Annotated in this window: 18 protein-coding genes; 5 read left to right on the plus strand and 13 right to left on the minus strand. The window is 67.6% G+C overall.

Annotated features, from left to right (window positions below):
* The first annotated feature begins 60 nt into the window (after positions 1-60).
* On the plus strand, positions 61-813 hold the full coding sequence (locus ACO1P8_RS16290; protein ID WP_094842310.1) for an IclR family transcriptional regulator: 753 nt from the start codon (positions 61-63) through the stop codon (positions 811-813).
* Positions 814-856: 43 nt separating this feature from the next.
* Here ACO1P8_RS16290 and ACO1P8_RS16295 read toward each other — a convergent pair whose 3' ends face one another.
* Positions 857-2,278 carry an NAD(P)/FAD-dependent oxidoreductase gene (locus ACO1P8_RS16295; RefSeq protein ID WP_486296925.1) on the minus strand — a complete coding sequence of 474 codons (1,422 nt, stop codon included), beginning with the start codon at positions 2,276-2,278 and terminating at the stop codon, positions 857-859.
* A 42-nt stretch (positions 2,279-2,320) separates the two neighbouring features.
* Positions 2,321-2,725 carry a nuclear transport factor 2 family protein gene (locus ACO1P8_RS16300; protein ID WP_486296926.1) on the minus strand — a complete coding sequence of 135 codons (405 nt, stop codon included), beginning with the start codon at positions 2,723-2,725 and terminating at the stop codon, positions 2,321-2,323.
* 234 nt (positions 2,726-2,959) lie between these two features.
* Between ACO1P8_RS16300 and xsc the strand changes: the two genes are divergently transcribed.
* Together xsc and pta are read left to right on the plus strand one after the other, a co-directional pair.
* Positions 2,960-4,771, plus strand: coding sequence for a sulfoacetaldehyde acetyltransferase (gene xsc / locus ACO1P8_RS16305; protein WP_486296927.1), 1,812 nt, complete (start codon positions 2,960-2,962; stop codon positions 4,769-4,771).
* A 79-nt stretch (positions 4,772-4,850) separates the two neighbouring features.
* Positions 4,851-5,918, plus strand: coding sequence for a phosphate acetyltransferase (gene pta / locus ACO1P8_RS16310; protein ID WP_486296928.1), 1,068 nt, complete (start codon positions 4,851-4,853; stop codon positions 5,916-5,918).
* Here pta and ACO1P8_RS16315 read toward each other — a convergent pair.
* The 3 genes from ACO1P8_RS16315 to ACO1P8_RS16325 all read right to left on the minus strand — a co-directional run bounded on the left by ACO1P8_RS16315 (position 5,804) and on the right by ACO1P8_RS16325 (position 9,466).
* Positions 5,804-7,546 (minus strand): cobaltochelatase CobT-related protein, encoded by a 1,743-nt coding sequence (locus tag ACO1P8_RS16315; protein ID WP_486296929.1) that lies wholly within the window; start codon positions 7,544-7,546, stop codon positions 5,804-5,806. The genes pta and ACO1P8_RS16315 overlap by 115 nt on opposite strands.
* Positions 7,543-8,568 (minus strand): AAA family ATPase, encoded by a 1,026-nt coding sequence (locus ACO1P8_RS16320; RefSeq protein WP_486296930.1) that lies wholly within the window; start codon positions 8,566-8,568, stop codon positions 7,543-7,545. Before ACO1P8_RS16320 ends, ACO1P8_RS16315 begins: the two co-directional genes overlap by 4 nt.
* 79 nt (positions 8,569-8,647) lie before the next feature.
* Entirely contained in the window at positions 8,648-9,466 is an 819-nt protein-coding gene (locus tag ACO1P8_RS16325) for an IclR family transcriptional regulator (RefSeq protein WP_486296931.1), read from the minus strand.
* 252 nt (positions 9,467-9,718) lie between these two features.
* On the opposite strand from ACO1P8_RS16325, the gene ACO1P8_RS16330 reads away from it, so the two are divergent.
* Both ACO1P8_RS16330 and ACO1P8_RS16335 read left to right on the plus strand, forming a co-directional pair.
* Positions 9,719-11,335: a GMC family oxidoreductase gene (locus ACO1P8_RS16330; protein WP_486296932.1), complete on the plus strand. Its 1,617-nt coding sequence runs from the start codon at positions 9,719-9,721 to the stop codon at positions 11,333-11,335.
* 106 nt (positions 11,336-11,441) lie between these two features.
* Positions 11,442-12,767, plus strand: coding sequence for an MFS transporter (locus tag ACO1P8_RS16335; RefSeq protein ID WP_486296933.1), 1,326 nt, complete (start codon positions 11,442-11,444; stop codon positions 12,765-12,767).
* Positions 12,768-12,803: 36 nt separating this feature from the next.
* Here the strand turns inward: ACO1P8_RS16335 and pdxR are convergent, their stop codons facing one another.
* The 8 genes from pdxR to ACO1P8_RS16375 form a co-directional block, all read right to left on the minus strand.
* Complete coding sequence (gene pdxR / locus ACO1P8_RS16340) at positions 12,804-14,345, minus strand: MocR-like pyridoxine biosynthesis transcription factor PdxR (protein ID WP_486296934.1); 1,542 nt, start codon at positions 14,343-14,345, stop codon at positions 12,804-12,806.
* Between the two features lie 147 nt (positions 14,346-14,492).
* Positions 14,493-15,320 carry an ABC transporter permease subunit gene (locus tag ACO1P8_RS16345; RefSeq protein ID WP_094842300.1) on the minus strand — a complete coding sequence of 276 codons (828 nt, stop codon included), beginning with the start codon at positions 15,318-15,320 and terminating at the stop codon, positions 14,493-14,495.
* On the minus strand, positions 15,313-16,134 hold the full coding sequence (locus ACO1P8_RS16350; RefSeq protein WP_486296935.1) for a taurine ABC transporter ATP-binding protein: 822 nt from the start codon (positions 16,132-16,134) through the stop codon (positions 15,313-15,315). The genes ACO1P8_RS16345 and ACO1P8_RS16350 overlap by 8 nt, the downstream gene beginning before the upstream one ends.
* A gap of 17 nt (positions 16,135-16,151) precedes the next feature.
* Entirely contained in the window at positions 16,152-17,183 is a 1,032-nt protein-coding gene (tauA, locus tag ACO1P8_RS16355) for a taurine ABC transporter substrate-binding protein (RefSeq protein WP_486296936.1), read from the minus strand.
* A 193-nt stretch (positions 17,184-17,376) separates the two neighbouring features.
* Positions 17,377-18,390 (minus strand): proline racemase family protein, encoded by a 1,014-nt coding sequence (locus ACO1P8_RS16360; RefSeq protein ID WP_486296937.1) that lies wholly within the window; start codon positions 18,388-18,390, stop codon positions 17,377-17,379.
* Between the two features lie 75 nt (positions 18,391-18,465).
* A complete protein-coding gene (locus ACO1P8_RS16365; RefSeq protein WP_486296938.1) occupies positions 18,466-19,254 on the minus strand; it encodes an ABC transporter permease in 789 nt (262 codons plus the stop codon).
* Complete coding sequence (locus ACO1P8_RS16370; RefSeq protein ID WP_486296939.1) at positions 19,251-20,093, minus strand: ABC transporter permease; 843 nt, start codon at positions 20,091-20,093, stop codon at positions 19,251-19,253. The genes ACO1P8_RS16365 and ACO1P8_RS16370 overlap by 4 nt, the downstream gene beginning before the upstream one ends.
* Positions 20,090-21,160 (minus strand): ABC transporter ATP-binding protein, encoded by a 1,071-nt coding sequence (locus ACO1P8_RS16375; protein ID WP_486296940.1) that lies wholly within the window; start codon positions 21,158-21,160, stop codon positions 20,090-20,092. Before ACO1P8_RS16375 ends, ACO1P8_RS16370 begins: the two co-directional genes overlap by 4 nt.
* Positions 21,161-21,180: the final 20 nt, after the last annotated feature.

The raw sequence follows: 21,180 nt of genomic DNA on the forward strand, positions 1-21,180 counted from the left end.
AGGGCGGCTGCCGTCCGGGCAGGGCTACAATAGCTCGTCTCATTTTCCGGAACGGCTGGCATGACCAAGGCGGATACCCCGACGCTGCGTTCGTTCGCATTGCTGGAGCACCTCGTGCGGGCCGAGCGGCCCGTGTCCCTGGCCGAAATCGTGCAGGAATTCCCCGCGCCCAAGGCCTCGCTGCATCGCATGCTGGCCTCGCTGGAGGCGGGCGGACTGGTCATCCGCGAACCAGGACAGAAGAATGCCTACGCCATCGGGCCACGGCTGGCGCAGCTGGGGCTGGGCATCGTGATGCTGGCCGGCGAGCGGCGCCAGCGGCATGCCATCCTGTCGCGGCTGGTGGCCGAACTGGGCGAGACCTGCAACCTGACCATGCTGCACGAAAGCGAAGTGCTCTACCTGGACCGCATGGAAGCGCCCTGGCCGCTGCGCCTGGACTTGAAGCCCGGCTCGCATGTGCCGGCGCATTGCACCGCCAGTGGCAAGCTGCTGCTGGCCATGCTCCCGCGCCCGCGGCGGACCGCGCTGGTCCATGCATTGAAACTGCAGGGCCACACGCCCAATACCATTACCGACGTCGAGCTGCTGGAGGCCGAACTGGACCGCATCGGCCGCAAGCGCATCGCCATCGACAACGAAGAGTTCCTGACCGGCATCGTCTGCGTGGCCGCGCCGGTGATGGACGAGAACGACGTATGCCTGGCGGCGATCGCGGTGCATGCGCCGGTCCCCCGCACGCCGCTGTCGCGCGCGCTGGAGTTCGTGCCGCAATTGCAGCAGGCCGCGCGCGAGTTGGCCAAGACCTTCTAGCCGTAGCGCAAGCAGGCAGCGGGGGGCAGGCCGGGCCGAGCGGCTAGATCACCTCGTCCCGCAGGTAGTACCACTTGTACAGCAGCGCCTGGCCGATCCGCCGGAAGGGCGCGAACACGTGTCCCGGCAAGGGCGAGTTGTAGATGGGCAGGTCCCATTGCGCGCCCGCCTGGCCCATCAGGCGTTGCGCCATGCGGCGGCCGGCGGCGGCGGAAAACGACACGCCGTTGCCGCCGTAGCCGCAGGCGTAGTAGATCTGCTGGGACGGATCCGGCTGCGCGATGCGCGGCATCATATCGTGGCTGACGTCCACCCAGCCCCACCAGGAATAATCGATGTCCACATCGCGCAGTGCCGGGAATTTGCGCGCCAGGCCTTCCCGCAGCAGGTTCAGATGGCGCGGATGCCGCGCGTCCGCGCCCGACACGGCGCTGCGGCTGCCGATCTGCATGCGGCCGTCCGGCAGCAGGCGATAGTAGAAGCGCAGCGTGCGCGTATCGGTGATGAATACCGTGCTGCGCAGGCCGGCGGCTTCGCGTTCGGCGGGCGTCAGCACCCGCGTGACCATCGAGTTGGACAGGATGGGCATGATGCGGCCCGACAGGGCCGGATGCAGCCCTTGGGGCGTATAGCCGCCGGTGGCCACCGCCACGCGGCGGGCGCGCACCTCGCCTCCGGGCGTGCGCAGGCGGTGCACGCCGCCCACGGTATTCCAGCCCTGGACCGGGCTGGCGGTATGCACGCGCGCGCCGAGCGCGCGCGCCTGCCGCAGATAGCCGTAGGCCAGCTTCAGCGGATGCACGCCGATGCCGTCCGGTTCCAGCAGGGCGCCCGCCGCCTCGCGGTCCGCCGTATAGCGCGCATGCAGCTCCTCGCGGCTCAATATGCGCGTGTCGTAGCCGAATTGTTCGCGCATGACGCGCGCCTCGTTCTCCAGGAAAACCATCTTCTTGGCGCGATGGGCGGTGTACAGATGGCCGCCCGGCTGGGCGTCGCACTCGATGGTGTCGACGAGGCTCTTCCAGTACTCGAAACCTTCGCGTATCTCCGCATCGAGCCGGCGCGCGGTTTCCAGGCCCCAGCGCGCGATCCATTGCGATCGATACAGGCGGCCGGAGGCATTCTGGCCCTGGCCGCCGTTGCGGCTGGTGCACCCCCATGCCGCGCGGTTGGCTTCGAGCACGACGGCCTGTACGCCGTGATCGCGCGCCAGCGCGAGCGCCGTGGCCAGGCCCGTGAAGCCCGAGCCGATGATCGCCACGTCGACGTCCATATCGGCCCGCACGGGGCCGTCGTCCGGCGGCGGGGGGCCGGCGGACGCGACCCAGTACGTGGGCGCGTAGTCCTGCCCCTGCCCGGTCGGCGACACGAGCGGATCGAACAAGGGATCGTAGGGGGCCGGGCCGGTGCCTGGCGGGACGCCGGCGGTCGCGGCCGGGGAGGGCGTGGGAACGTATGCGGCCACGATGAATCCCCAGGTAAGGGAAGCGGAAGGAAATGACCGGCGTCAGGCGGAAGCGGCCTGGCGCGCGGGCAGCGGCGGCCGGTTCTTGCGAAAGGCGTTCTTCACCAGGATCTTGCCGTCGCGGAATACGAACAGGTCGACCATGTTGGCTTCGATGCGCGTGCCATCGGCCTGGGTGCCGGTGAAAGTCGATTCGGATACGCCCCGGTCCCCCGCGACCCAGTGCGTGCCGTTGCGCCATTGCGCGTCGGGCACGTTCTCCCACGCGGCCGCGAAGGCCCGGCGCACGGCCTGCGGGCCGACGTGGCGGCTGCCGTAGGCCTCCGGGCCGGCGACGGTTTCGAATACGCAGTCCTCGTGCATGAACGACATCAGGCCATCGATGTCGTGGCGGTTCCAGGCGTCGGCGAAAGCGGCCAGCATCTCGGCGCTGACGGTGGCGGGCATGGGCAGTCTCCTCGCGGTTTCATGGTGAACGTGCGGCACAGCGTACGTAGCGCGGCGCGCGCGGCTAAGTACCAGAGCGCCGCGTTCGATGGGTCCAGGCGGATGCAGGTTCCGGTTGACAGCGGGCCGTCCGGCGCCTAGAGTTGCCAAAAATAAGTGGTATAAAACGTTCCGTTTTTCGGAATGAACGACAACCCCCACGATTCCGCCAGACAACGGCGAGGAGACCCTCCCATGACATCCAGCACCGCAAATCCCTCGAGTTCCGGTCCGCAGCGCATGACGCCCTCCGAGGCGTTCGTGGAGACGCTGGCGGCCAACGGCGTGACCGACATCTTCGGCATCATGGGCTCGGCTTTCATGGACGCGATGGACATCTTCGCGCCCGCCGGCATCCGCCTGATTCCCGTCGTGCACGAACAGGGCGCCGCGCACATGGCCGACGGCTATGCGCGCGTATCCGGGCGCCACGGCGTGGTCATCGGCCAGAACGGGCCGGGTATCAGCAACTGCGTGACGGCCATCGCCGCCGCCTATTGGGCGCATACGCCCGTGGTGATCGTCACGCCGGAAGCAGGCACGATGGGGATCGGGCTGGGCGGTTTCCAGGAAACCAACCAGTTGCCGATGTTCCAGGAATTCACGAAGTACCAGGGCCATGTGACCCATCCCGCGCGCATGGCCGAATTCACCGCCCGCTGCTTCGATCGCGCCATGGCGGAGATGGGGCCGGCCCAGCTGAACATCCCGCGCGACTACTTCTACGGCGATATCAAGGCGGAAATCCCGCAGCCGCGCCGGCTGGACCGTGGCCCGGGCGGCGACGACAGCCTGGAGCAGGCGGCGCAGCTGCTGGCCCAGGCCCGCTTTCCGGTCATCATCGCCGGCGGCGGCGTGGTGATGGGAGACGCGGTGGAGGAATGCCGCGTACTGGCCGAGCGCCTGGGCGCGCCGGTGGTCAACAGCTACCTGCACAACGATTCGTTCCCGGCCCGTCATCCTCTATGGTGCGGGCCGCTCGGCTACCAGGGCTCGAAGGCGGCGATGAAGCTGATCTCGCGCGCCGACGTCGTGCTCGCGCTGGGATCGCGCCTGGGGCCCTTCGGCACCTTGCCCCAGCATGGCATGGACTATTGGCCCAAGGACGCGAAGATTATCCAGATCGATGCCGACCACAAGATGCTGGGCCTGGTAAAGAAGATCACCGTCGGGATCTGCGGCGACGCCAAGGCCGCGGCCAAGGCCCTGACGGGCCGGCTGCAGGGCAAGACGCTGGCCTGCGATGCCACCAAGGCGCAGCGCGCCGACGAGATCGCCGGCGAGAAGGCTGCCTGGGAGAAAGAGCTGGACGAATGGACGCATGAGCGCGATCCCTACAGCCTGGACATGATCGAAGAGCAGAAGCGCGAGAAAACCTTCAGCGGCGGCCAATACCTGCACCCGCGCCAGGTGCTGCGCGAACTGGAAAAGGCCATGCCGCCGGACGTCATGGTGTCGACCGACATCGGCAACATCAACTCGGTCGCCAATAGCTATCTGCGTTTCGATAGGCCGCGCAGCATGTTCGCCGCCATGAGCTGGGGCAACTGCGGCTATGCCTTTCCCACCATCATCGGCGCCAAGGTCGCGGCGCCGCACCGGCCCGCCATTTCGTATGCCGGCGACGGCGCCTGGGGCATGAGCATGATGGAAACCATGACCTGCGTGCGCCACAACATCCCGGTCACGGCGGTCGTCTTCCACAACCGGCAGTGGGGCGCGGAGAAGAAGAACCAGGTCGATTTCTACAACCGCCGCTTCGTCGCGGGCGAACTGGACAACCAAAGCTTCGCCGCGATCGGCAAGGCGATGGGCGCCGAAGGCATCGTGGTCGACCGCATCGAGCAAGTGGGCGAGGCGCTGCGCAAGGCCGTGGACCTGCAGATGAACCATGGCAAGACGACCATCCTGGAAATCATGTGCACGCGCGAGCTGGGCGATCCGTTCCGGCGCGATGCCTTGTCGCGGCCGGTGCGCTATCTGGAAAAGTACAGGGACTACACCTGACCGGAACCCATCGCTGTCGCCATGGCCGGCGCCATCGCGCCGGCCGCATTCCGGCCCTGGGTTCCCCGCGAGGTACGCCATGCTTGCCTTCGATCACATCCTGGAAGCGGCGCGCGACGATCCGCGCCGCATCGTCCTGTGCGAGGCCGAGGACGCCCGCGTGCTGCGCGCGGCGTCGCGTGCCCAGCGCGAAGGCATTGCCCGCATCGCGCTGGTAGGCGACACCGCCCGCATTGCCGGGGCCGCCCGCGGAGCGGACGTCGTGCTCGACGGCATCGAACTGCACGACCCCGCGGCGTCCCCCTTGCGCGACGCCTACGAGGACGCGTTGTTCCGCTTGCGCGAGGCCAAGGGGATGAGCCGCGAAGCCGCCCGGCTGGCCGTGCGCGACCCCTTGTGTTTCGCCAACCTGATGGTGCGGGAAGGCCAGGCGGACGGCGCGGTGTCCGGCGCGGTGCATACCACCGCCGACGTCGTGCGCAGCGCCATCCAGATCGTCGGCGTGGACCCGGCCTTCCGGCTGGTCTCCAGCTTTTTCATGATGATGTTCTGCGAACCCTATCATCGTTGCCAGGGCGGAATGATCTTTTCCGATTGCGGCCTGGTCGTCGATCCGGATGCCGGCCAACTCGCCGATATCGCGGTGGCGGCCGCCGACAGCGCGCGCACGCTGCTGCACGAAGAGCCGCGCGTGGCGATGCTGTCGTTTTCCACCAACGGCAGCGCCAGGCATCCGGCCGTCGACAAGGTGGCCGAGGCCGTGCGGCAGGTGCGCGCGCGGCGCCCCGAGCTGGCGGTCGACGGCGACGTGCAGCTGGATGCCGCGCTGGTGGAGGAAATCGCCCATCGCAAGATCCCCGATTCGCGCGTGCATGGGCACGCCAACGTGCTGGTGTTTCCCAGCCTGGAAGCCGGCAATATCGGCTACAAGCTGGCCGAACGGCTGGCGGGGGCGAAGGCCATCGGGCCGTTGCTGCAGGGCCTGCGCAAGCCGGCCAACGATCTGTCGCGCGGCTGCGAGGCGGACGATATCTACCGCGTGATCGCCGTGACCGTGGCACAGGCGCAGGCCATGGCATCGGCGACTTCCATGATGAGGCGCGTATCGACCGGGCGCGAGGGGTCCAGCGCGATGCCGCGGGTGTAGTAGGGCGACAGGTCCTGGCCCACGCCGACCGCCAGCACGGCGGTCTGGCGCGCGGCCTGCAGGCGCGCGACGACGTGCCGCAAGTGGTTATCGAGGTAATCGGCCCCGTTGGCCTGCACCGTCGCGGCATCCATGGGACCGCCGTCGGAGAACACCACCAGCAGCCTGCGCGGCGCGTCCTGCTTCGCCAGGCGCGCGGCCGCCCACTGCACGGCTTCGCCGTCGATCCCTTCGCGAAACAGATCGGGCTTGAGCAGCGCCGCGATATCGGCCCGGGCGCGGCGCCAGGAGCGGCCGGCGGGCTTGAAGACCAGATGGCAGACCTCGTTCAGCCGGCCGGGATGCGGCGGACGGCCCCGCCCCATCCAGTCCAGGCGGGCCCGGCCGCCATGCCAGCCGCCCGTCGTGAAGCCCAGCACCTCGGTCGGCACCGCCAGTTCGTCCAGCACCCGCGCCAGCGTATCCACTATGGCCGCGACGGCTTCGATACGGTTCTTCATCGAACCCGAGCAATCGATCAGGAAGTTGACGGCGGCATTGGCGCGGCGCCGCAACTGCGGCTGCCGGAATACATCGCGCTGCGTCGGCGAGCTGACCAGCCGCGCCAGGCGCCGTCCGTCCAGGCGGCCGGTTTCCCGGCCGAAGGACCAGCCGTCCTCGGTGGGCGCGCACATCGCGGCGGCCAGGCGACGCGCCAGGCGCGTCCGGTTCACGCTTTCGGCGGCGATGCGCCGGTCCAGCGTCTCGCGCAGCGCACGCAGCTGCGCCGGGCGGACCAGGCGGCCCGCGTCCGCTTCGGCATCGTACCGGCGCGTGTAGACGCCGTAATCTCGATAAGGCGTGGCCACGGGGACGTCACCGGCATCCCCCGCCGTGGCGGCGCGGTCGCCATCCGCATCCGGCGGCGCCGGTAGCGGCGCGAAGTCCAGCCGCGCGGCGCGGGCATCGCGCGGCTGCGATACCGGCCGCGCCGGCGCGGCCGGCTGCGACGCCAGCAGGTGCGCCACCCGGCGGGCAATATCGCGCGCGGTCTCGCCGTAGGCCTCCTGGTCATGGCGGCGCGCCGGCAGTTCGGCCATGGCCTTGCCCAGAATGGGCGAGAGCACGGCGCGCGGCATTTCCATGAGGCCTTCCAGCGGCTCCGGCAGCGGCCATCCCGTCAGTCGCATCCAGGCCAGCTGCGTGACGGCAAACAGCAGCAGCCCGCTTTCGCTATCGGCCAGCCGCGCCTGCGCGAAGTCCAGCGACCAGCCCTGGAACTGCTGGCGCAGGTTGCGGCGCAGTCCGGGCATGTGGGCCGGCGCCAGGCTTTCCGCCCGCAACTGCTCCAGCAGCTCGACGACCAATGCCTGCGCGCCGTCGGGGGGCAACACGCGCCGGTGCAGCTGCGCGTCCGAATGAATCAGGCGCATGGCGGCGGCGTCGGCCACGCCGCGCAGGGCTTCGATATCGTCCTGCCCGGAATCGCGGCGCAGGTGCGGTGCGGCAAAGGGCATGGCGGCATCGCCGCGCCACAACATGCCGTCGCGGTAATGCAGCGTGCCGTCGCCCGTCAGGGCGCGCAGGGTGGCCGAGCACAGCCCCAGCAACCGACGCTGGCGCGTCAGGCGGGCGGCATCGGCCGTCATCCGCGGCCCGATGATGCCGGCTCCGCCGGGCCGCCGTCCAGCTCGATGTCGAAGCAGCGCTGGAAGTATTCGCCCACGATGGGCCGCTCGGCTTCGTCGCACTTATTCAGGAAGCTCAGGCGGAAGGCCAGGGCCATATCGCCGAAGATCCGCGTGTTCTCGGCCCATGCGATGACGGTGCGCGGGGACATCAGGGTAGAGACGTCGCCGGCCGCGTAGCCGCGGCGGGTCAGCGCCGCCAGGCGCAGCATGGCATCCAGCCGCGCGCGGTCCGGTCCGGACTCCATATCGGGAACGCGCGCCAGCACAATGGCCGCTTCTTCCTCGTGCGGCAGGTAGTCCAGGGTGGCGACGATGTTCCAGCGGTCTATCTGGCCGTGGTTCAGCGCGTGCGTGCCGTGGTACATGCCGTTCAGATTGCCCAGGCCCACGGTGTTGGCCGTGGCGAACAGGCGGAAACCGGAGTGGGGCGTCAGCACCAGATTGCGCTCCAGCAATGTCAACCTGCCGTCCTTTTCGAGGACGCGCTGGATGACGAACATCACGTCGGGGCGGCCCGCATCGTATTCGTCGAAGATCAGCGCCATGGGGCGCCGCAGCGCCCAGGGCAGGATGCCTTCCTCGAATTCGGTGACGTTGTGGCCTTCGCGCACCTTGATCACATCCTTGCCGATGAGATCCAGGCGGCCGATATGGCCGTCCAGGTTGACGCGCATGCAGGGCCAGTTCAGCCGGGCGGCGACCTGTTCGATGTGGGTGGATTTGCCGGTGCCGTGCAGGCCCTGCACCAGGACGCGCCGGTTGTGCATGAAGCCGGCAAGGATGGCCAGCGTTACGTCGCGGTTGAAGCGATAGGCGGCGTCGATCTCCGGCACGTGCTCGTCCCGCTCGTCGAACACCGGCACCATCAACGGGGTGTCGATGCCGAAAAGGACGCGGGCGGAGACAAATCGGTGGGGATGATCGGTGGACGTCACGGCAGCCGGCTCCGGAGTGCTATATCGATTTCCGGAACAAATCATACCGGAATTATTCCGGCAAGGCTGTCCAGGGCAGGCGGCGGATCGAAATAGGCGGATTTCGGGACCGCGCCGGCGCGTCCTAGCCGACGTGATGGCGCAGCGGCGCGGCGGTGCCGGCCAGCGTTTCCTCCGGCCCGCCACCCAGCAGGATGGCGCGCAGGCGCGCGCCGGCCTGCTGCAGCAGCGGCAGGCTGGCCAGCAGTTCATCGACGGTCTTGCGCGCCGACGGGCCGTGGCAGGCGACGGCGGCGATCATCTGGTCCTGCGCATCCAGTATGGGCACGGCCACGGCCACCATACCCAGAATGAATTCCTCGTCGTCCACGCCGAAACGCCGCGCGCGCGGTTCGGATAGTTCGCGTTCCAGCACGTCCGCGCGCGTGGTGGTGTTCGGGGTGTGCGCGTCCAGCCGCAACAGCTCCAGCATGCGGCGGCGCGCGGGCCCGGGCATGTGCGCGAGGAACAGTTTGCCGCTGGCGGTGCAGTGCATGGGAACCCGCACGCCGTCGCCGAAGTGCAGGCCCAGCGGATGGGGCGCTTCGACCCGCGCGATATACAGCACCTGGTCGCCGTCGAGCGCGGTCAGGTTGCAGGTTTCGCCGATGTCGTGCACCAGCTGGCGCAGCACCGCCACGCATTCGCGCGGGACGGGGCCGCCTTTCACCATATCCAGCCCCAGGGTGCGCGCGCGCGGCCCGGGCAGGATGCCGCCGGAGTGCGGCACGCGCACCAGCCAGCCGTCCTGCTGCATGTCGCGCACCAGCCGCATCATCGTGCTCTTCGGAACATGCATGCGCGCGGCCAATTGCGCGAGCGTCGGCGGCGCGGTCGAGCGCGCCACGGTTTCCATCACGCGCAGGACGCGCAAGGCGCGCGCGGCATCGGCAGTGTCGGTCATGTTGACGGGTCTTCTTGCGGCTGTGTAATCGTGGCGGCGCGATCCGGGCGTGCCGGTAGTGACGCGATATGCGCGGTTTCCGTTTCAGTTTCGCGTTTGTTGCGCCGCGTCAGTCAGCGCCTCGTGTGGCGCGGCGACAGAATAGGCCACAACGTAGCGTAGGGGCCGTACAAAAACAAGCTCCAGTGCGGTGTGGCTGCATGGACGCAGGCCATGCCCGCACGGCCACCCGCGCGCGACGGAGACAAAAGCATGAAGCAGGAGTTCGACTACATCGTCGTGGGCGGCGGTTCTGCGGGCTGCGTGCTGGCCAACCGCTTGTCGGCGTGCGGCCGCTACACCGTTTGCCTGATCGAGGCGGGGCCGCCGGATAGCAATCCGTGGATTCATCTGCCGATCGGCTACGGCAAGACCATGTTCCACAAGACCTTGAACTGGGGCTTCTATACCGACCCCGACCCCGGTATGAACGGACGGCGCATTTACTGGCCGCGCGGCCGCACACTGGGCGGCTGCAGCTCCATCAATGGGCTGATCTACATACGCGGCCAGCAGGCCGACTACGACGATTGGGCGCGGCAGGGCAATACCGGATGGGGCTGGGACGACTGCCTGCCGTATTTTCGCAAGCTGGAAACCAACGACCTGGGTCCCGCGCCCACGCGCGGCACGGACGGCCCGCTGCATGCCACCTCGATCAAGACCCGCCATCCGCTGGTCGATGCATTTATCGAAGCGGGGCGCGCCCATGGCCTGCCGCCGCGGCAGGATTTCAATTCCGGCGAGCAGGAGGGCGTCGGCTATTACCAGCTGACGACGCATCGCGGCCTGCGCCGCTCCACGGCCGTGGCCTATCTGCGGCCGGCGCGCCGCCGGCCCAACCTGACCGTCCTGACGCAGCGGCACGTTACCGCGATCGTGCTGCGCGGCCGCCGTGCCGCCGGCATCCGGATGCGCACACCCGACGGGACGGTGCAGGAACTGGGCGCGCGCCGCGAGGTGCTGCTGGCCGCCGGCGCCTTGAATTCCCCCCAACTATTGCAGCTGTCCGGCATCGGCCCGGCCGCGCTGCTCGGTACACTGGGCATCCCGGTGCGTGCCGATGTGCCGGGCGTGGGCGAAAACCTGCAGGATCATCTGCAGGTCCGGCTGATCTACCAGGTCAGCGAGCCCATCACCACCAACGACGATCTGCGTACCTTGCGCGGCAAGACGCGTCTCGCGCTGCAATGGCTGTTGTACCGCGGCGGCGCGCTGGCCGTGGGCATCAATCAGGGCGCCTTGTTCGCACGTGCGCTGGACGAGTCGGATCGTCCGGACATCCAATTCCATTTTGGTACGCTGTCGGCCGACATGGCCGGCGGCGAGGTGCATCCGTTCTCCGGATGCACGTATTCGGTCTGCCAGCTGCGGCCGCAATCGCGCGGCTACGTGCGGCTGCGCAGTCCCGATCCTATGCAGGCGCCATCCATCCAGCCGCGCTATCTGTCGACCGAGCTGGACCGGCGCACCGCCATCGCCGGCGTGCGCTATGCCCGGCGCATCGCCGATACGGACCCGATGCGCCGGCTGATGTCCGCCGAGTTCCGTCCCGGGCGCGACGTGCGCAGCGACGACGACGTCCTGGATTTCTGCCGCGCCCAGGGCGCCACCATCTTCCATCCGTCCGGTACCGCGAAGATGGGACCGGACAACGATCCCATGGCCGTGGTCGACAGCCGCTTGCGCGTGCGCGGCGTCGACCGATTGCGGGTGGTGGATTGTTCCGTGATGCCCACGCTGGTGTCGGGCAATACAAACGTGCCGGTGGTGATGATCGCGGAGCGGGCGTCGGACATGATCCTGGAGGATGCCCGAGCCCACGCGTAGCAAAAGCGCCGCCAGAGCGCATGGGGCGCCCGGCCGGGCGTGCCCGGAATACACCCAGGATCGGTGTCCCGCGAGGTGGGTACCGTGAGAACGATAGGAGACAACCATGGAACATCACGCAGAACGTTCGCAGGTCCGCCGTGTCGTCACCGCTTCGGTGATCGGCGCGACCATCGAATGGTATGACTTTTTCCTGTATGGGGTCGTCGCGGGCATCGTATTCAACAAGCTGTATTTCCCCGCCGAGGATCCTTTGATATCCACCTTGCTCGCGTACGCCACCTTCGCGGTGGGATTCATCGCGCGGCCGCTGGGTGGCGTGATCTTCGGGCACTTCGGCGACCGCATCGGCCGCAAGAGCATGCTTATCCTCACACTGATGATCATGGGCATATCGACGGTGCTGATCGGGCTGGTGCCGAGCTATGGCAGCATCGGCCTGTGGGCGCCGGTCGCGCTGCTGTTGCTGCGGGTGGCGCAGGGCATCGGGCTGGGCGGCGAGTGGGGCGGGGCGGTGCTCATGGCCTATGAATTCGCGCCGCAGAAGGAGCGCGGCTTCTATGCCTCTATCCCGCAGATGGGGCTTTCCATCGGCCTGTGCCTGGCCTCGGGCGTGGTCGCCTTGCTGTCGGCCTTGCTGACGGATGCGCAGTTCATGGCATGGGGCTGGCGCGTCGGCTTCCTGCTGTCCGGCCTGATGGTGTTCGTCGGCCTGTACATCCGTTTGAACGTGCAGGAAAGCCCGGAGTTCGCCGAAGTGAAACGCCGCAACCGGCAGACCGAGCTGCCGTTCGCCGATATGATGCGGCGCTATCCGGGCAACATCCTGAAGGGGATGGGCGCGCGCTACGTCGACGGCGTTTTTTTCAATGTCTTCGGCGTATTCGTGATCTCGTGGCTGACGCAGAACGTCAATGTCAGCCGCGGACAGGCCCTGGGCGGTGTGATGGCCGCAGCCATCATCATGTGCTTTTTCATTCCCTATTTCGGACGCATGTCCGACCGGCTGGGACGCGCCCGCGTGTACTTCTGGGGGGCCATCGTCAGCGGCGTATCCGCCTTTCCGGCGTTCTGGCTGATGATGACCAGCGGCGGCAACCCGCTGGTGCTGTGGCTGTCCATCGTCATCCCCTTCGGGATCTTCTACGCCGCCGTCTACGGGCCCGAGGCCGCGCTGTTCTGCGAGCTGTTCGATACCCGCGTGCGCTATACCGGCATTTCCTTCGTCTACCAGTTCTCCGGCATCTTCGCCTCGGGCATCACGCCCATGATCGCCACGGTCCTGGTGCGCGCGGGCGACGGCTCGCCCTGGTATGTCTGCGGCTACGTGCTGTTTTCCGGACTGGTGTCGGCGTGGTGCGCCAAGGCGATCCAGAGCCAGATCGTGCGCAACCAGCAGCCTGCCGCCTACACGGCCGCGCCGCCCGCCTGATGCCGCGCCCGGCGCCGCCGGGCCCGTCGGCGTCCCCTAGGCCGGGACGGCCACGGCCTGGCGCTCCAGTTCGCGCACGACCTGGGCAAGCACCTCGATGCCCGCGTCGATGCGCTGCGGAGCGATGGAGTTGTATCCCAGGCGCATGGTGTTCAGCGGTATCCGCGCTGCGTCCTTGAAGAAAACGTCGCCGGGCTCGATGACGACGCCCCGCGCCAGCGCCGCCTCGGCCAGGCGGTTGGTATCCAGCCAGGCCGGGCCGCGCACCCAGCACGAGGAACCGCCCGTCATGCGCACCGCCTCGAAGTCCGGCAGATGCCGCCGCAGCGCGTGGCTCAACGCCTCGGCGCGTTCCTGGTAGGCCTGGGACTGGCGCCGCAGCAGGGCATGGTGGTGACCCAGGGCGATGAACAGCGAGAAGGCGCGCTGGATATAGGCCGAGGGGTGCCGCAGCATCAGTCGGCGCAGCGCGCGCAGTTCGACGATCAGCTCGCGGGGCGCGACGATATAGCCGATGCGCAAGCCGGGCGCGAATGCCTTGGACAGGCTGCCGACGTAGATGACATTGCCGCCGCGGTCCAGGCTCTTGAGCGCGGGAATGGGCGCATCGCCATGGCGGTTCTCGCTTTCGAAGTCGTCCTCGATGATCATGCAATCGGCGTCGCGGGCCAGGTCCAGCAGCGCCTGGCGGCGATCCATGGGCATGGTGACGGTCGTCGGGCATTGATGGCTGGGCGTTACGAAGACGTAGTCGCATGCCGCCAACTGGGGCGTGACGCGCAGGCCGTGTTCGTCCACGGGCAGGCCGGACAGGCAGGCCGTGCGGCTGGCGAAGATATTGCGCGCGTCGGGATAGCCGGGGTCTTCGATGCCCACCGCGGTGTCGCGATTGACCAGCAGGTCCGCGATCAGATAAAGCGCGTGCTGCGCACCCACGGTAATGACGATCTCGTCCGCGTCGGCCCAGACACCGCGCCGCGGCAATACCTGGGTACGGATCTGCTCGACCAGCGCCGGGTCGTCATGCGTGATCAGGTCCGGCGCCCAGCTGCGGATATCCAGGACGGAGAGCGCGCGGGTGCAGCATTCGCGCCATTCGGCCGTGGGAAACAGGCCGGCGTCGAACTGGCCGTAGACGAAGGGGTAGGGCATCTTCTGCCAGTGGGCGGGCTTGACGATGTTGCGCTGCGCCGAGGGACGGAAGCGCAGGCGCCGCTGCCAGCGGTCCCCGGCGCCGGGCATGGCCGCCGGCGCGGGCGACGGCGGCGCCGAGGGCAGCGCCAGCCTGCCGTCCAGCACATCGTCGCTGACGAAATGGCCGCTGCGCTCGCGCGAGACCAGATAGCCTTCGCAGACCAGCTGCTGGTAGGCGAATACGACGGTATTGCGGGCGATGGCCAACTGGTCGGCCAGGTGCCGGCTGGATGGCACGGGGGCGCCGGGCGGCAGGTGGCCGGACAGAATGGCCGATACCAGCATTTGCCGGACGCGCTCCTGCAGGCTCAGCGCGCTGCCGTTTTCACGTTCGAACAACTGGCCCCACATGACGGTGTGGGCCCTGGCCGCCTGGCAGGACATGGTGTTCCCCATTTGCGCGTCGCGCGGCGTGCCGCCGCTATCGTGAGTCGTTCCCTTGCGCAAGATACACCGCGGGGCACGGCGGTAAAACCGGTGCCTACCCTTACCGTGGCCGTGCGCGGGCCGGCAGGCACCGCGGCATGCGGTTCAGATGCGGCCTTTCCAGGGGACGAGGATCTTCTCCAGCTGGCGCACCAGCAGGTCGAAGCCGAAGGCGAAGGCGCCGATCACGATGATGCCCATGATCACCGTATCGCTGGCGAGGAACTGCGCGGCGTTCAGCACCATGAAGCCCAGTCCCCGGTCCGCCGCCACCATCTCGGCGGCCACCAGCGTGGTCCAGCCCACGCCGATGCCGATACGCATGCCGGTGAAGATTTCGGGCATGGCCGCTTTCAGGATGACATGGACGATGATCTGCAGCCGGCTCCCGCCCATGGCGTAGGCCGCATGGATCTGTTCGATGGATACCGACCGCACGCCGGCGCGGGCGGCGATCGCCATGGGCGCGAATATCGCCAGGTAGATCAGGAAAATCTTGGGGAACTCGCCGATGCCGAACCAGATGATGACCAGGGGCAGATAAGCCAGCGGCGGCAACGGCCGGTAGAACTCGATGGGTGGATCCAGGACACCGCGCGCCACGCGGCTGACCCCCATCAAAATGCCTGCCGGAATGGCGGTCAGGCAGGCCAGCGCGAACGCCCCGAAGACCCGCGAAAGGCTGGCCTGCGTATGTTCCCACAGCGTGGAATTGGCCACGCCGTCCACCGAGGCCTGGATGAACTTCTGGTAGACGGCCTGGGGCGAGGGAAGGAACAGCGGCTTGACCATGCCGGTGTTGGTGACCAGGAACCACAGGCCCAGCAGCGCGATGGCGGTCAGCAGGCTGATATGGCCGCTGTAGCCGGCGCCCGGGGCGCCGTAGACCTTGCCGGGCGGGGCGGGGCGGCTGCCGCGGCTGCGGTCAGGCATGGAGGATGGCCGGCTCGCCGGCGGCGCGCTCGTCGCCATAGATGATGCCGAGGATGCGCTCGCGCATTTCGATGAAATCCTGACTTGACTTGATGGCACGTGCATCGCGCGACTCCAGGAACCGGCGGTTGAAATCCAGGGCGTACGTATGGGTGATGCGCCCCGGCCGCGGCGACATGACGATCAGCCGCGACCCCAGGAACAAGGCTTCCTCGACGCTGTGCGTGATGAAGAAGAACAGCTTGCCGGTGTGCTTCCAGACGTCCAGCAGCAGCTCCTGGATGGTTTCGCGGGTCAGGGCATCCAGGGCGGCCATCGGCTCGTCCATCAGCAGCATGGCGGGGTCGCAAGTCAGCGCGCGCGCAATGCCCACGCGTTGCTGCATGCCGCCGGACAGCTGGTAGATCATGTGCTGGTGGAAATCCTGCAGGCCGACCAGCGCCAGGTTGCGCGCGGCGCGTTCGCGGCGCGCCTGGCGGGGCACGCCTTGCAAACGCAGGCCGAACTCGACATTCTGCACGACATTCAGCCAGGGCAGCAGGGCGTGCTTCTGGAACACCACGCCGCGATCCGCGCCCGGGCCGTTGATGTGCCGCCCACCCAGGGTGATCTCGCCGGTGCTGGGCGACAGGAAGCCGGCCAGCAGGCTCAGCAGCGTGGTCTTGCCGCACCCGGAGGCACCCAGGGCGACCACGAAATCGCCTTGCGCCATGGTCAGGTTCACGCCCTGCAGCGCCGTGACCGGTCCGCTGTCGCGCAGCCCCGGATAGGTCACGCTGACATCGCTCAGCCGCAGGCAATCGGTCTGTTCCATCGTCCGCCGCTCCGCCTCTACTGCGCCGCGGCCGCTTTGGCGTAGCGATCGGTGACGAAATCGCTGTAGTCGCCCAGGGCCTTGTCGATCTGCTTTTGCGATTGCAGGAAGGTCGCGCTGGCCTGCAGGGCGCGCACCGCGCCGCCTTGCTTGCCGCCGCCCAGCCAGGTGGCCGATGCCTGTGCGTCCGCCACGGGGTAGTCCAGCAGTTTCAATGCGTCGACCATGTCCTGCGGCTTGCCTCCGATCAGGCGGACCATGCCCGTGATCTGCGGCGAATCGACCGTCCAGCTCTTGCCGTTGGCGCGGTAGTCGGCGTACGCCTTGGCCAATACCCCGGTGAAGGCGGCCATGAAGGCCGGGTTCTTCTGCGCCCATGCCTTGTCCGCGATGATGCCGTCGAAGGTCGGCACGCTGGCCTTGCCGATCTCGTCGGAGTCCGCGATCGTCTTGCCGGACTTCTGGATCTCGGTCAGCGCCGGCGGCCAGACGTAGGCGGCGTCGATGTCGCCGCGCTGCCAGGCCGCCACGATCTGCGGCGGCGTCATGTTCAGGATGCGCACGTCGCGCGGCGATATTTTCCACACGTTCTCCAGCCCGACCAGCAGGTGGAAGTGCGAGGTGGAGACAAACGGGACCGCGATGCGCTTGCCCTTGAGATCCGCGGTGCTATTGATGCCGCTGCCGTTGCGCGCCACCAGGGCTTCGGATTTGCCGATGTTGTCCAGAATCCAGAACAGCTCCAGCCCGACGCCGCGGGTGGCCGCGGCGGTAATGCCCGTGGAGCCAAGCACGCCGATGGGGACGTTGCCGGAAGCCAGCGCGGTGGAAATATCGCCGCCGGACTTGAACTGCCGCCAATCGATCGTATAGCCGGCCCGCTTGGCCGCGGCATCGAAGCTGCCGTCGGCGATGGCCGTCAGGAATGGGCCGACGATCAGCTGGTAGCCGACGACTACCTTGGTCTGCGCCAGGGCGGTGCCGCCGGTCAGCAGGGTGGCCAGCGCGAGCAGCAGGGCGCGGCACGCAATACGTGGAAACAATCTCATGGATTTCTCCTTGCGGGCGTCGGCGCGCACGGGCGCCGCTCGGGACGGATGGTTGCCGGGCCAGTGTGCCCAGAGGCACACCGCGGCACTAGGTCCAGATGCCCGCATTAGTAGGAGCCAGAGCGGGCGCCTTCCCTCTGGGAGGCACCGCGTCTAGGTATTACCACTTAGGGAGGAGGCGTGCCCGCCTATCCTATCTGACGAGGAAACCGGCGCCGACGGGATCGTTGCGGTCGAGCGTCCAGCGCGCGGTGCCCAGGATGCTGGCCGTTCCCTTCACCGTAGGCCGCACGGCGCGCGTGCCATTGAGGTCGACCGTACCGAGCAGGCAGCCCTCGAAAGTGCCGCTGCCCAGCAGCCCTTCCGAAAGTATGGGCTGGTTCAGGCCCATTTTTCCGCGCGCCTCGAACATCGCCATCATTGCGCTGGTTCCCGTGCCGCCGGGCGAACGGTCGAGCTGACCGTGGCTGAAGACATGGACGTTCTTGTAGAAGGCGCCTTCGATCGTGGCCGGATGCCAGAAGGTGATGTAGTTCAGGTTGTTGATGTGCGGCTGGGTCGGGTGCTGGATGGGGTGGCTGGCATTCAGCTGATCGCGTACGGCAAGCCCCAGCCGGGAGAGTTCGCTGCCGTTTTCCGGAGAGATGCGCAGCTTGCTTTGGGTAAGGTCGACAATCCCGAAATAGTTGCCGCCCCAGACGATGTCGGCCTGCAGCTCGCCGTAGCCCGGCACGGTGACGGGCAGGTCCTGGGCCGCGACGTAGGCGGGCACGTTTTCGAATCGGGTCCACAGGACTTCGTCGCCTTCCGATTTGACTTCGGACACGACCAGTCCCGCCGTGGTTTCGAAGCGGATGCGCGTCAGCCCGTCCGCCCCGCGGGGCACCAGGCCAAGCGCCACCATCGCCATGCTGACCGCGATGGTGCCGTGGCCGCACATGTGCGAGTATTCGCTGCCATCGATATAGATCAATCCGGCGTCGTATTCCGGTGTGGACGGCGGCGTCAGGAAGACACCGAACATATCGCGGTGCCCGCGCGGTTCCCGCATGAGCGCCTTGCGCAGCCAATCGTAGTTGGCTTCCAGGAATGCGCGCTTTTCCAGGATGTTGGTACCGGCAGGATAGGGAATACCGCTGTGGATGATGCAAAGCGGCTCGCCTTCGGTATGGGTATAGATGACATCGAACACGTCTTGCTTGCGCATGACTGATACTCCCGGATTCAGGTAAGGGATGGGTCGGCAGGAAGTTTGGGGGCGCGGGCCATGGGCCCGCCGGGTTCAGCGAGGTTCGGACAGCATGTCCAACCCCACGGTCAGGTCCAGGATCACGATGGCCAGGAAGGCCGCGACGATCGTGGCGCCCGATAGGGCGGCGATGGTCGGATCGATGGTGTATTGCACGTAATTGAAGAGCTTGACGGGGATCGTGTTCAGATCCGCCGTGGTATTGAAGATCGACAGCTCGACGTTGATGAAGGACGAGATGAAGGCAAAGAGCGCGCCCGTCACCAGTCCGGGCCGAATCTGCGGCAGCAGTACCAGAAAGAACGTCTGCAGGGGGCCGGCGCCCAGGTCGGCGGACGCCTCCTCCAGCGCGCGCTGTTCCGGTGTCATCATCGCCAGGACGCTGCGCAGCACGAACGGCAGCACGATGACGGTGTGCCCGACCAGCAGCGCGGTAAAGCTGCGCGTCAGCCCGAAATACGAGCCGAACTGAAGCAGGGCGGCGCCCAGCACGACATGCGGCAGGACCAGCGGCGACATCAGCAGCGCCGAGATCGCCGCCTTGCCGGGAAACCGGTAGCGGGCCAGCGCCAGCGAGCACGGCAGCGCAAGCACCACGGCAACGGCCGTGGCGGCGCAGGCAAGCAGGCCGCTGGTGGCGAACGCCGATAAATAGCTGGGATCGCCCATCAGTTGCCGGTACCACTGCAGCGTCATTCCCTGCGGCGGAAACGCGAGATAGGACGTGGTGGTCAAGGACGCGCCCAGGATGACCAGCAGCGGCAATACCAGGTAGGCGAGCAGGGCCCACGACAGCAGGCGTATTCCGATTCGGGCGATCATGGCGATCTCCTGGCGGGCTGGCCCAGGCGGCTTGCCAGCCCGACCAGCACGAGGGTGAAGACCAGCAGGACGATGCTCAGCGCGCCGCCCTGGTGTACGTTGAATACCGAGCTGTATTGCTGGAAGATCAATACCGAGAGCACCGTGACGCGTCCGCCCGACAGCAGGGCCGGCGTGACGTATGCGCTGACGGCCAGGGTGAATGCCATGACGGCGCCCGCGGCCACCCCGGGCAGTGTCAGCGGCAGGGTGACGTGGAGAAACGTCTGCCAGGGCGAGGCCCCCAGGTCGGAAGATGCCTGTTCCAGCGCGGGATCGATCCTGGCCAGCGTATTGCCCACGGCCAGCACCACGAAGGGCATCAGGATGTAGACCATCCCGACCAGGATGCCCAGCTCCGTGCCCAGGAACCGTACCGGACGTTCGATCAGGCCCAGACCTTGCAGGGAATCATTGACGATCCCGTTCCTGCCCAGCATCACCATCCAGCCGAAGGAACGCACGATATTGCTGGTGAACAGGGGCAGCACCAGGATGACGACGCAGACCCGGCGCCAATGCCTCCAGCGCACCAGCCGCACCAGGTACCAGGCCAGGGGGTAGCCCAGCAGCAGGCAGGCCAGCGTACTCCCCGCGCCGATGCGGAAGGTGGTGGCAATGACGTCCCAGTGATAGCCGTCGGCCAGCACATTGATGTAGTAGGCCGGCGTGAATCCGCCCTGCGCGGGATCGAACACGCTGGCCAGGGCCACGACGCACAGCGGGGCGACGAAGAAGGCCGCGAACAGCAACAGCGGCAAGCCCAGCAGGGCGGCGGGTACGCGCAGGGACCGGGTCATGACGGCTCCGCGATCAGGTGGACGCGGGAAGGGTCGAACGCCCAGGCGTTGGTCGCACCGGCCTGCAATCCCGGGCAATCGCCGGCCAGTCGGGCTTGCAGCGGCTGGCCGCCGGCATCGCCCAGGACGACGGTGTGGCTGCCGGCGCGGATGACGTCCGTGATGCGGGCCTGGAACACGACGTGCCCATTCGCCACCGCGCCGCTTTCCAGTATCGCCAGATCCTCCGGACGCAGGATAGCCGTGCCGCGTTGCGGAATGCCGCGCGCGGGCGCGATGGACGCCATGCGCGCTGCCAGCGAGTCCAGCGCGATGGCCGCGCCGCCGGCATCGCGGGTAAACGGCAGCAGGTTGGCCTCGCCGATGAATTCGGCGACGAAACGCGTGACCGGCGCGCGATAGATGTCGGGACCGGTTCCGATCTGTTCGATGCGGCCCGCATTCATGACCACGATCCGGTCCGCCATGGTCATGGCTTCTTCCTGGTCATGCGTGACGAACACGAAGGAAATGCCCAATTGTTCCTGCAGGTGCTTAAGCTCCAGCTGCATGCGCCTGCGCAACTTCAGATCCAGCGCGGAGAGCGGTTCGTCGAGCAGCAGAAGCCTGGGCGCGTTCACGATCGCGCGGGCCAGCGCCACCCGCTGCTGCTGTCCCCCCGACATCTCACGGGGATAGCGCGCGTCCAGGCTGGCCAGGCCGACCATTTCCAGGGCCTCGCGGGCCTGGCGAACTGCCTGCGCGCCCCGCACGCCGCGGCGCCGGGGGCCGTAGGCAACGTTTTCCAGTACGGTCATGTGCGGAAACAGCGCGTAGTTCTGGAATACCGTGTTCAGCGGGCGCCGGTGGGCGGGCAGGCGGCTGACGTCCTGGCCCTCGATCGCGATACTTCCCGCATCCGGCGATAGGAATCCTGCGATGGTGCGCAGCAGCGTCGTCTTGCCGCAGCCGCTCGGCCCGAGCAGGGCGATGAACTCGCCTTGCCGTACCTGCAGATCGATCGCTTCCAGCGCGGTATGGCCGCCGAACTGCTTGCGCAGGCCACGGATGTCCAGCAGGACAGGCATTGTGTGTTCCTCGTTCTCGA

Source organism: Bordetella sp. (genome assembly GCF_057362025.1).